We start from the raw sequence: 376 nt of genomic DNA on the forward strand, positions 1-376 counted from the left end.
TTGTCGCTGGTGAGTCACACCTTGACGCGGGCCGCTCGAAGAGGGCGGCCCGTTCTCACCTGAGCGAGGCACCTGGGACGACGCGGGCACGGACGGAGAGCGATTCGCCGCAGGGCGATCGAACCGAACGGTAGAGCGCGGCGTACGAAGGAAACTTCAAGACCGGGGCGGGGCGATCGGTGACGATCGCGCGGCCATGAATCCGGGATGAGGGGCCTCGTCGCGAGGGGTGGTGACGCCGAGGCGACGTCTTTCTTTGACAATCCGGTCGATCGTGTTTGTGACATTGTCACATGGGTAAGAACGACGCACTCGACAGCCCTTCGACTTCGGGGCGTTGCGGTCCTGGGCGTCACGTCGAGAAGACGTGGCGGTA

General features: G+C 64.4%; 1 protein-coding gene. It reads right to left on the reverse strand.

Going from position 1 to position 376, the window contains the following annotated elements; genetic code table 11:
- Positions 1 to 156: 156 nt before the first annotated feature.
- Positions 157 to 376 (reverse strand): hypothetical protein (locus HG800_RS27105; protein WP_206352494.1); only part of this gene is annotated, 220 nt, incomplete at its 5' end.

Origin of the sequence: Tautonia rosea, assembly GCF_012958305.1 — a bacterium.
Classification (GTDB): domain Bacteria; phylum Planctomycetota; class Planctomycetia; order Isosphaerales; family Isosphaeraceae; genus Tautonia; species Tautonia rosea.